11 protein-coding genes are annotated in these 11,366 nt (G+C 44.7%); 9 read left to right on the top strand and 2 right to left on the bottom strand.

The window, feature by feature from the left end; genetic code table 11:
- The first annotated feature begins 74 nt into the window (after positions 1 to 74).
- The 6 genes from GPK81_RS09990 to GPK81_RS09965 all read left to right on the top strand — a co-directional run bounded on the left by GPK81_RS09990 (position 75) and on the right by GPK81_RS09965 (position 7,061).
- The gene (locus GPK81_RS09990; protein WP_215706963.1) at positions 75 to 1,127 is read left to right on the top strand and encodes a DUF3048 domain-containing protein; all 1,053 of its coding nucleotides are present in this window, start codon (positions 75 to 77) and stop codon (positions 1,125 to 1,127) included.
- A 122-nt stretch (positions 1,128 to 1,249) separates the two neighbouring features.
- Positions 1,250 to 2,113, top strand: a complete 864-nt coding sequence (gene proB, locus GPK81_RS09985) for a glutamate 5-kinase (protein WP_021977760.1) — start codon at positions 1,250 to 1,252, stop codon at positions 2,111 to 2,113.
- A gap of 17 nt (positions 2,114 to 2,130) precedes the next feature.
- Positions 2,131 to 2,352: a DUF896 domain-containing protein gene (locus tag GPK81_RS09980; protein WP_118064326.1), complete on the top strand. Its 222-nt coding sequence runs from the start codon at positions 2,131 to 2,133 to the stop codon at positions 2,350 to 2,352.
- Complete coding sequence (locus GPK81_RS09975; RefSeq protein ID WP_215706962.1) at positions 2,330 to 2,890, top strand: 5-formyltetrahydrofolate cyclo-ligase; 561 nt, start codon at positions 2,330 to 2,332, stop codon at positions 2,888 to 2,890. Before GPK81_RS09980 ends, GPK81_RS09975 begins: the two co-directional genes overlap by 23 nt.
- Positions 2,891 to 2,939: 49 nt before the next feature.
- Entirely contained in the window at positions 2,940 to 4,190 is a 1,251-nt protein-coding gene (locus tag GPK81_RS09970) for a glutamate-5-semialdehyde dehydrogenase (RefSeq protein ID WP_215706961.1), read from the top strand.
- A 117-nt stretch (positions 4,191 to 4,307) separates the two neighbouring features.
- On the top strand, positions 4,308 to 7,061 hold the full coding sequence (locus tag GPK81_RS09965) for a hypothetical protein (RefSeq protein ID WP_215706960.1): 2,754 nt from the start codon (positions 4,308 to 4,310) through the stop codon (positions 7,059 to 7,061).
- Between the two features lie 183 nt (positions 7,062 to 7,244).
- Here the strand turns inward: GPK81_RS09965 and GPK81_RS09960 are convergent, their stop codons facing one another.
- Both GPK81_RS09960 and GPK81_RS09955 read right to left on the bottom strand, forming a co-directional pair.
- Positions 7,245 to 7,976, bottom strand: a complete 732-nt coding sequence (locus tag GPK81_RS09960; protein ID WP_021977765.1) for an ABC transporter permease — start codon at positions 7,974 to 7,976, stop codon at positions 7,245 to 7,247.
- Positions 7,977 to 8,019: 43 nt separating this feature from the next.
- Complete coding sequence (locus GPK81_RS09955) at positions 8,020 to 8,862, bottom strand: ABC transporter ATP-binding protein (protein WP_021977766.1); 843 nt, start codon at positions 8,860 to 8,862, stop codon at positions 8,020 to 8,022.
- A 147-nt stretch (positions 8,863 to 9,009) separates the two neighbouring features.
- On the opposite strand from GPK81_RS09955, the gene GPK81_RS09950 reads away from it, so the two are divergent.
- The 3 genes from GPK81_RS09950 to GPK81_RS09940 all read left to right on the top strand — a co-directional run bounded on the left by GPK81_RS09950 (position 9,010) and on the right by GPK81_RS09940 (position 11,363).
- The gene (locus GPK81_RS09950; protein ID WP_021977767.1) at positions 9,010 to 9,543 is read left to right on the top strand and encodes a hypothetical protein; all 534 of its coding nucleotides are present in this window, start codon (positions 9,010 to 9,012) and stop codon (positions 9,541 to 9,543) included.
- 74 nt (positions 9,544 to 9,617) lie between these two features.
- Positions 9,618 to 10,511, top strand: coding sequence for a M14 family zinc carboxypeptidase (locus GPK81_RS09945; protein ID WP_215706959.1), 894 nt, complete (start codon positions 9,618 to 9,620; stop codon positions 10,509 to 10,511).
- A gap of 369 nt (positions 10,512 to 10,880) precedes the next feature.
- Entirely contained in the window at positions 10,881 to 11,363 is a 483-nt protein-coding gene (locus tag GPK81_RS09940; protein WP_118062955.1) for a signal peptidase I, read from the top strand.
- The last annotated feature ends 3 nt before the right edge of the window (positions 11,364 to 11,366 follow it).

Below are 11,366 nucleotides of genomic sequence, written 5' to 3'. Positions count from 1 at the left end.
CAGATCGGAAGATAGCGTAACCGCGAAAAAAGTTAAGCGGAAGATCTTTCCGCCGGAAGAAAAGGAGGTAATATATGAGAACGAAAAAGACAGATATTCTGGCAGGTATTATGACAGCATGCATCTGTGTCGCTCAGAGCGTCCCTGCATTCGGAGCACAGCAGGATCTGGTAGGCTTTGAGCCGAATACAGGCAGTCAGGCAGAAACACAGGTAAAGAGCTATCTTACCGGTGAGAATGTTCCCGAGAGCATCGGACGCCGGCGGCCGGTTGCCGTTATGATGGGCAACAACAGTTCCGGTGCGCCGCAGAGTGGGATCAATCATGCCGGAGTTGTGTATGAAGCTCCGGTAGAGGGAAACATTACCCGTCTTATGGGAATTCTTGAAGATTACGATCAGCTGGAACGGATCGGGTCTGTACGCAGCTGCCGCGATTATTATCTCTTTTATGCCAATGAATTCAATGCGATCTACGCGCATTATGGACAGGCGGCTTATGCCCTGCCTTATCTAGAACAGCATGTGATCGACAATCTCAACGGGATCCAGATGGGAAAACTGGCATTTTTCCGGACCAGTGACAGGAAGGCACCTCACAATGCCTATACAGATGCTGCACACCTTCAGGCTGGTATTGATGCCATGGGATACAGCCAGGAATATAAAGAAGACTACGAGGGACATTATCTTTTTGTGGAAGATGGGGTGGAAATCGTACCGGAGGATGGGATCACCGCTAATATAGTGAAACTGGATAATTTCACAGATAACCATCCATGGTATGAATACGATGAGACATCCGGGGAATACAAACGGTTCCAGTTCGGAAAGGAACATGTAGATCAGCTGGATAACCAGCAGATAACCTGCGATAATATTATCCTGCAGTATTCTTCATGCCCGGCTTACGACGGAAACGGATATCTGAACATTGATGCCATTTCCGGAGGAGAAGGTAAGTTTATTACCAGAGGAAAAGCCATCGATATCCGCTGGGAGAAAGATTCACCTTGGGGAATAACTCATTATTATGATGGAAATGAACAGGAGATCCGTTTAAATCAGGGAACTACCTGGGTTGAGATCGTACAGAACGACAGGATTGATTCTGTCACATATCAATAGAAAGCGGGAAGCGTATACAGCGAATCAGAGCCCGTATCATATAAAGAAAAAAGCAGATCCGGACAATAATATGGTTGTCCGGATCATGCAGTGAATATACAGGTATCAGGAGAATTGGAAACATGAATGCAAATTACAGAGAACGTCTGAAAGACAAGAAACGTATCGTAATCAAGATCGGATCTTCATCTTTGATCCATTCAGAAACAGGAAGACTGGATTTTCGTAAACTGGAGATCCTTGCAAGAGAACTCAGTGATCTTCACAACCAGGGGAAAGATGTGGTTCTGGTATCTTCCGGAGCCATTGCTGTGGGAGCAGCAGCTCTGGGAATGAAGGGAAAACCTGCTGAGCTTGAAAAGAAACAGGCATGTGCGGCAGTTGGCCAGGCCAGACTGATGACTATCTATCAGAAACTTTTTGGAGAATACAATCAGATGGTGGCGCAGATCCTGATGACCAAGAATACTATGGTCAATAATACCAACCGCAGGAATGCTCAGAATACCTTTAATCAGCTTCTGGCAGAGGGCGTGATCCCTATTGTAAATGAGAATGACTCTGTCTCTTCCTATGAATTCCAGAATCTGGTAAAATTCGGAGATAATGATACACTTTCTTCTGTAGTTGCGGCTCTGATCGGCGCGGATCTTCTGATCCTGATGTCTGACATTGACGGACTTTTCACGGACGATCCCAATTCCAATCCTGATGCCCGGTTTATTGACATTGTAGAAAATATGGATGACAATATGAGAAAACTTGGAAAATCTTCCACAGGAAGCAATGTGGGAACCGGTGGAATGGCAACTAAACTTACCGCTGCGATCATTGCAACAGCAGCCGGAGCGGACATGGTTATTGCCAATGGAAATGATTTCCATAATATCCACAGGATCGTGGAGGGTAAGAACTGCGGAACTTTGTTTGTTGGAAACAAGAAGGAAGAATTCTTCCTCATTGATTATATTGAGAAACTGCTGTAAGGAGAATAATTATTATGATGGACAATATCAAGATCGACAGAATCAACGCACTGGCACATAAACAGAAAAGTGTAGGCCTCACGGAAGAGGAAAAAGTAGAACAGGCGAAGCTGCGCAAAGAGTATCTGGATGCGGTAAAGGGAAGCCTTCGTGCACATCTGAATAATATCGATATCAAAGAAAAGGATGGCAGTATCACCAACCTGGGAGAAAAATATGGAAGAAAAAAAGGAAATTAGAAAAAAAATCTTTAAAGCCAGAAAAGAGCATGATGATGCCTGGATTCAGGAAAAAAGCCATGTGATCACAGAGACACTGACGAAACTTCCGGAATACAGAAACGCAGAGCGGATCATGGCATATGCAGATTACAATCATGAAGTGATCACCCGTTATATGATCGAGCAGGCATGGAAAGATGGCAAAGAAGTGGCTGTACCGAAGGTATTCGGGAAAGATATGATATTTTATAAACTGACGGACTTTTCACAGCTGGAATCCGGTTATTTTGGAATTCCGGAGCCAAGGGAAGACGGAGAAACTGTTTCATGGGAAGATGCCATGATGATCATGCCGGGAGTTGCATTTGATGAGAAATGTGACCGTGTAGGCTATGGCGGCGGTTTTTATGATCGATTTCTGGAGAAACATCCGGGAATCTGCAGAGTTGCGGTATGTTTTTCCTTCCAGATCCTTCCGGAAGTTCCCACAGAACCGACAGATATCCGGCCACAGGTTGTTGTTACCGAAGAAAAGATCTATCGCGATATGCAGTAAAATGCTGAAATGCAATAAAGAGACAGAAAGAAAGGCAGGAGTATTTGAAATGAATGAAATGCTTGAAAAACTGGGACAGAATGCAAAAGATGCAGAGACCGTTCTTCGAAATCTTTCTACAAATGACAAAAACAAAACCCTTGAAGCTGCAGCAACAGCTCTTGTGGAGCACACAGAAGAAATTCTGAAAGCCAATGCCCTGGATGTGGAAAACGGAAGAAAAAATCAGATGTCCGAGGGTCTCATTGACCGTCTGATGCTGACACCAGAGCGCATTGAGGGAATGGCAGACGGACTTCGCCAGCTTACAGGTCTTGAAGATCCGATAGGAGAAGTTACCGGCATGAAAAAACGTCCCAACGGACTTATGATCGGACAGAAACGGGTACCACTAGGCGTGATCGGGATCATTTATGAGGCACGCCCAAATGTAACTTCTGATGCGTTCGGACTTTGCTTTAAAACCGGAAATGTTGTCATCCTGAAAGGTGGAAGTGATGCCATTCATTCCAATACCGCGATTGTGGAATGTATCCGTGAAGCCGTGAGATCCTGCGGGATTACTGAGAATGCGATCCAGCTGATCGAAGATACTTCCAGGGAGACAGCAGCAGAATTTATGAAGATGAACGCATATGTAGACGTTCTCATACCACGGGGAGGACGAGGCCTGATCAAAGCGGTCGTAAACCAGAGCACGATTCCGGTGATCGAGACAGGAACCGGCAACTGCCATATTTATGTGGATGAAACCGCAGATCTTCAGATGGCTGCTGATATTGTGATCAATGCCAAAACACAGCGTGTAGGTGTGTGCAATGCCTGCGAATCTCTTCTTGTAAACCGCAAGGTAAAGGACGCTTTTCTTCCGGTTCTGGCAGAGCGCCTGAAAGAGAAGCATGTGGAAGTGCGTGCGGATAAAGATGCCGGTGCACTGATGCCGGAATCTGTTCCTGCGACAGAAGAAGACTGGGGAACAGAATATCTGGATTATATTCTTTCTGTAAAAGTAGTGGATTCTGTAGAGGAAGCCATTGCACATATTAATAAATATAATACAAAACATTCAGAGGCGATCATTACCAATGATTACAGCCATGCTCAGAAATTCCTGGATGAGGTAGATGCGGCGGCCGTTTATGTGAACGCATCCACGCGGTTTACCGATGGAAATGAATTTGGGTTTGGTGCAGAGATTGGAATCAGCACTCAGAAACTTCATGCACGAGGACCAATGGGACTTCTTGCACTGACGACAACCAAATATATCATTTACGGAAACGGACAGGTCCGTCCGTAAGCGGATGCCCGGTAAAGCGGAGTGTTGCATCCGCTTTACTTTTTTTGGACGGTGTGCTATACTTTTTCTGATTATTGAATTGAATAGACAGATCAACTCGAACAGGAGGACTTATAAATGAAAAAAAAGCAACTTTTTGCAGTCCTGCTTGCCGGTTCCATGACAGTGGGAATGGCACCTGCCGCAGCATTTGCTGCTGAAGATACAGGCGCAGCAGCTGCCGAGGCCCAGGCTGCAGAGGAGAATACAGGAGCTGCAGATGGCACAGAGTTTGATGCCCAGACAAATGTAGACGGAGCGGACAGCCAGCAGGAAGATACAGATGGACAGGCGGATGCTCAGACTGATACAGATGCCGGGGCACAGGCTGCAGCAGATGCTGAGGCCCAGGCAGCAGCAGAAGCGCAGGCTCAGGCAGAAGCAGAAGCACAGGCTCAGGCTGAGGCTGCCCAGCAGCAGCTGGAACAGGAACAGGCGGCGGCTGCTGCGGAGACAGCGGAGCAGGGAACTGTGGTAAAAAGTGAAGAAGAACTTCAGAAAGTTATCAATGAAGCTCCGGAACTGAGTGATACGACGAATGTACAGGAGTCAGATCTTACAAAGATTATTATCAGTGGAACGATTTCCCTTACAAACACTGTTACAATTCCGGCAAATAAAGGAATTGCAATTGTCGGAGAAGATGAGAATGCCAAAATTGAGCGTGCGGACAGCTATGCCGGCAATCTTTTCGAGGTAAACGGTATCCTTTACATGGCAAAGAGAGATGTTGCGGAAGGAGCCGGAACACTCTCTGTTGATGGTTCCGTTGAAGGTGAAACACAGGTGACAGGTTCTCTGGTCCATGTAGCATCCGGTGCGAAATTTGCCATGACAACAGGCATTACTCTTACCAATAATACGACAACTGCAAGAGGAGCAGCTATTTTTAATGAAGGTGGAACTGTTCAGATCACAGGCGGTCAGATCAGTAACAATCATTCTGATGGTGGAGCTGTCTACAGTACAGGTATGATCCTTGTAAAGAAAGGTGACGGAGCAGCAGATACTGAGCCAACGATCACCGGAAATACAAAGACAGACGGCCAGACAGCAGCCAATGTAGTGCTTGCAGGTACAGACGGAAAAATTGTTGTCAATGGAGAGATCACGTCTCCAAAGATCGGTTTTTCTGTAGAAAATGCGGCAGAGAATTATGTTGCTATCGCAAAATCTGAAGATGTCACAGATGAAGCTTTTAAAGCAGCGCTTGGCGTTCTGGCTCCACAGTATGAGGGAGATAAGAATTTTAAAGTAGATACCACTACAGGAGCACTCGTCTCCAACAGACCGACCGTTAAGATCACAGGCTCTACATGGAAGAACGGATCAACTACCGCAACAGCAACGATCACCTCAGATAAAGACGGTACATACTACTATAAATGGGTTGCGAAAGGTGCAGCAGCTCCATCCATAGATGACGCCACTGAGGGCGTAGCGATCGCAGCTGGAGAAACAGCAAGCGTTTCTCTTAAGAACCTTACAGGCGGCGCAGTTGATCTCTATGTATGGGTAAAAGCAACGGATGGATCTGTAAATGCAGAGCCTGCAAAAAAGACCATTACACAGACTGCGGCTCCGGTTACCAAACCAGTTATAAAAGCCGTTGGCTCCAAGTGGTCAAGCCGTACAAAGGTATCCATAACCCTGAATACTACCAAAGCAGGAACCTGTTATTATAAATGGGTAGTACGTGGTAAAACTGCAAAAAATGATAAAAAGAACAAAGTTGATGTTTCCAAAGCAGGTAATTTCTCAATCCCGCTGGATAAGCTTGATTCCAAGAACAAGATTGATCTTCTGGTATGGTTCGAGGATAAAGACAAACAGGAAGTCTCCAAGAGGATCAAACTGCTTGAATCCAAACGTCCGAAAGAAACCACTACCACGAAAGCGTCTCTCCGTTGGACCGGATTAAGCTGGCGTGATCATTCTTCCGCTACGGTTACCTGTATCATCGGTGCAGATGGTGTATGTAACTACACCTGGAAAGTAAAAGGATCCGATAAAGACGGTGGAAGCGGAAGCATAAATATCAAAGCGGATAAATCCTTTAATATCGAACTTAATAATCTTCCGGATAAAGAAATTGAAGTATACCTCACAGCGAAAGATTCCAAGGGAAAAGATATTGATTTACAGCCAACGATCAATGGTGTTGTAAAAACAGCAAAATCCTTTAAGATTACACTGTCTCAGTCTTCAAGACCGGCAACTCCGACACCATCTCCGACTAATGTACCGGGAGCAAATATTCCGCCTGTAACAGACAGTATTGTGCAGGGACTGGATGATGCACTTCAGTTCTATCCGAATACCTTCTATGATTTTACGGTTATCGGTGCAGGAACGACAAATCCGAATCCAAATGAGGGTGATGTGAAGTGGGTTCCGCTTTACTGGAGCACTGCTGCCAATCCAACTGCCAAACAGCAGCATACAGCATGGAAGATCGGCTCTACCAAAGGAATTAAAAAAGCAGATACTTACAATCTGTATGTATTCTTCCAGAAATATGTTTACACCAATGGTAACTGGCAGCCGCTTGATACCATCGAGTCTGCGGTATATCAGTTCAAATCTGCAGAGTTAACTCCGTCGGGAACTCCTGGTGCGGATGGTACAGACGGTCAGACAGGTACAGATCCGGATGCAACGGTAACAGGAGAGGCATCAGCAACTTCCTCCAATGGAGGTAATGGAAGTACTTCCAGAAGTGCGGTATCTACAGCCGATAATTCACCGATCGGAACAATGTCAGCACTTGCCGTGGCATCACTTCTTGCAGGCGGATATGTAATTGTGAGAAGAAGAAAAAAAGATATCTGATCACGGAATAGGATAACAAAGATATAACAAAAATCACCGGTTTCTCAATCTTCAGAGAAGCCGGTGATTTTTTGTCAGATATATAATTGTTATTCGGTTATGAGCAAGTAGCGAATATGGCTTGCGAATATCTGCTTGACAAGTTTTGTTCAATGAGCAGAAACCATCAGTTGCAGAGCATGGTTACAGATTTTTCTTCTTATAGATAAACCAGGAAGCGGCAATGCTGAATGCAACAAGATAAGCTGCCAGGATCAGAATACTGATGTAGTTTACCGCACCGCCGGAAGCAATGGTACGGATCAGATGGCTGGTCTGCGACAAAGGAAGTGCAGCCACGAAATTGCCGAGAAATCCCGGAATCTTTTCTGTAGAGAAGAATGTGTTACACAGAAAAGCCATTGGCATAATGATATAGTTGGAAAAACGGGGCACATCCGCATGATTTTTCGCAAGGAAAGAAACGACAACTCCAATTGCGGAAAATACAGCACCATTTAAAAACATTACCAGCAGAGACCATCCATTGAAGACCAGTCCCGTTCCAATGGGCATAGTCAGCAGAAGAATGATTCCGCCTGCATAAAGACCGCGGAGACTGCCACCGATGATCTGACCTGCAATAAACTGCCACAGAGGAGTTGGCGAGATCATGACCTGGTCAAATGCCTTCTCGTAAAGACGCTGTACGTTTAAGTTTTGGGCAATTGCATTAAAACTTCCGTTCATAGTAGTCAGTGAAACGACTCCGGGGATCAGGAAGTTCAGATAAGGTTCCCCGTGGGAAGAGGTCTGTATTCCCATTCCGAAAACAATAAGATACATTAAAGGTGCGATCATGGCAGCCAGTGTGATCTTATAAAAATCTCTTCGAAATTCTACCCATTTTTCCCATAAAATAGTAAGTATTCCCATGATATTCATCGTCCATTCTATTAGTAATATGATATATGGCAGATCATCGCTGCATCAGGTGTCTGCCTGCACGTTCTACAAAAACATCTTCCAGAGTTGTTTCACGAAGGGTACACTGCCCGTCCAGAGAGGACAGAAAAGCAATAGCATCAGCTCTGCTGTGAAAATAGTGGCTTTTGGGACCTTCGGGAGTTTCCTGGTCAACGGTATATTTACCCAGACTTTCGATCAGACCGGAGGGCGTGTTGATCTCTTCCAGCTTGCCGTGATCCATAAGCGCTACCCGGTTGCAGAGAGACTGAGCTTCCTCCATATAATGAGTGGTTAAAAGAATGGTAAGATTTTTTCCGTTGAGCTGACGGAGAAGATTCCACATCTGCCGCCTGGAGAGCGCATCCATTCCTGCAGTAGGTTCATCCAGAAGAAGAATTTCGGGACTTGTGAGAAGAGCGCGGCATACCATGAGTTTTCGTTTCATTCCTCCGGAAAGCTTACGTACCGTACGTTTTCGAAAAGGAAGAAGTCCGCAGAAATCCAGAAGTTCTTCTGTTTTTTCTTTGATTTCTTTCCTGGGCATGAAATAAAGACGTCCCTGATATTCCATGATCTCATCCATATTCATATCCTGACGCATGGAATATTCCTGTGTGATCACACTGATCTTACGTTTCAGATCCGGTCGGTTGCGTCCCAATGTCTGTCCATTGATCAGGATCTCTCCGGCAGTGGGCAGAAGCAAAGTGGAAAGCAGACTGATCGTAGTAGTTTTGCCGGCACCATTGGGACCAAGAAGTCCAAAAAATTCGCCGGTTTCTATGCGAAGATCCAGAGAATCCACAGCAGTAAAACTGTCGAAGGTTTTGGTGAGATTTTTAGTTTCGATCATCTCTGTTCATTCCTTTCGTTTGTACACAAATTTCTCTCTATTATACTTGAAAGCAGGGAACATTTCAACAGGCGGAAGGGTTCTTTACAGAAAACATGCATTGTGCTATAGTGATACAAAAAGAACGGGAAAATGGAGAGAAAAGAAATGAAATACATGATAAAGATAATGCCGGTACTGTTTCTCGCACTGATGCTGGCAGGACCGGTATCTGTGGCTGCGGCGCAGAAGGAAAATGGAATAGAAACAGATCTGGAGGATGGGGAATATTCCATACAGGTAGATCTGGAAGGCGGCAGTGGAAAAGCCAGTGTATCTTCTCCAACACTGATGCTGGTGAAGAATGGCAGAATGTATGCAGAACTTCAGTGGAGCAGTTCCAATTATGATTATATGATCGTTGACGGGGAGAAGTTCCAGAACGAAAGCGAAGAGGGCAGAAATTCTGTATTTACCATACCAGTTACTGCGTTGGATGATAAAATGGAAGTGATCGCAGATACACTGGCCATGGGGGCACCTCATGAAATTGATTATACGCTGACTTTTTATGAGGCTTCCATTGGATCAAAGGGGCAGCTGCCCCAGGAAGCCGCCAAGAGAGTGGTTGCGGTTGCCATGGTGATCATTGTAGGTGGCGGAATCCTGAATTATTTTGTGAATAAAAGGAATCGGTGTTAAGATACCGGTTCTTTTTTTATGCTTTCCCGCATACATAAATAATAAAATGACGGAAAGATCGGGGGAAAGAAAAGATGGAAACAGTACAGGAAAAAACCTATGAAAATATTTATTATCTGCTCTGGGAAGCGGCTCAGAGATATCAGAAATTCACACAGTTCCGTGTGATCGGAAAAAGCCACGATGACCGGATGATCCCCATGCTTGAAATAGGGACCGGAGATCTATGTATTTTCTGTATAGCTGGTTTTTCCGGAACAGATGGGCAGATGTCGGACAGGCTTGCGGAAACAGCAGTGGAACTTTGCCGGAATTATGAGTGTGGATGGACTGTTCAGGAATTTTATGAGGTGAGAAAACTTCTGGATCAGACAAGACTTTGTATTATTCCGGTAGTGAATCCGGATGGATATGAGATCTGCCGAAAAGGCTATGGAACTGTGCGTAATCCAATCTTTCGGCAGATGCTGAAAATGCAGGATGTTCCCTGTGATGAATTTGTGTGCAATGCCAGGGGAATGGATCCGGCTTTAAATTTTCCGACCAGTTTTTGCAACAGAAAAAAGATACACCAGCAGCCGGCAAGTGAAAATGAGACAAAAGCACTGATACGCATCTTTCAGGAATATGCAAGCAGGGGGCTCCTGTTTTTTTGCAGTTCAGGAAAAAAGATCATCTATTACAGGCAGGAACAGGGATTTTCTGCTGGTCAGAAAGGCTATCGCCTGGCGCGTCATCTGAAAAAATGTACAAGAGGAAAACTGGAACGATATTCTATGGATTATGAGAAACAGTCGGACCGCAGAAATATGGGAAGGCCTGAACAGTTTTATGGCGAAACAATACATCAGCCGGCTTTTCGAATCGAAATTCCGGTTACAGGAAAAAACAGAGAAGAGGAGAAAAAAGAAATACAGGAGATCATGATGATTCCGCTGGAGTGTATTTATTCTCTTACGCAACAGTAATTGCCGGGAACTGCCGGAGTAAAAGACTGTGGCAGTTCCTTTCTGGAATTCTCTGGAAAGTCGGAATTTATGGTCGAATTTTGTCGGACGAATTTCGTTGACTTATCAGCAGTCCGGTTTTATAATAACAACATCTGAAACAGATCTTATTTTTATCTATAAGCGTCTTTATAAGATGAACTTTTCGGAACGGTTCCGTTCCATATGATATCCACAATTTTTATTGCGAAACAGACAGAAAGCAGGTTTTTATGGACCAGTATATTTGGGGCCGGTCGCCGCCAGATCTTTCGGACGATCGGGATAAAAAACTTCTTTTCCCACAGCAGGAAATCTTTGTCAAAATAGTATATAAAACAGAATATAGAAATGAAAATATTGTTTCGATGTATATTTAATGCAGCTTTGTTTTTGATGCTCATAGTTGCTATGGTACTTCTCCTTCCGGGTCTTTTCGGGATACGCCCATATGTGGTTTATTCCGGATCCATGGAACCGAAGATTCCAACAGGAGCCGTTGTTTTTACAAAAGAAGGAGCGTATTCCCCTGAAACGGGAGATATTATCACATTTCATAATGAAGATACCGTTGTTACACACAGAGTTGTGAAGAAAGAAGAAGGTACCTTTATCACAAAAGGCGACGCCAACAAGAACGCAGATCCGATTCCTGTGGCAAAGTCGCAGATCATCGGGCGGGTGGTCTTTTGCCTGCCTTATCTGGGCTATATCATATATTTTCTGAAAGCCCGGATCCCATTTACTGCCGTATGTATTATGGCAGGTCTGTCAGTGATCTCTGATCTGGCATATACCCCAAAAAAGAATAAAAAAAATTGCATGGAGGAATGAATT

The sequence above is a fragment of the Blautia sp. MCC283 genome, assembly GCF_018785565.1.
In the GTDB taxonomy this organism is placed as follows: domain Bacteria; phylum Bacillota; class Clostridia; order Lachnospirales; family Lachnospiraceae; genus Blautia_A.
This window is presented reverse-complemented; position numbering and strand designations above follow the sequence as displayed.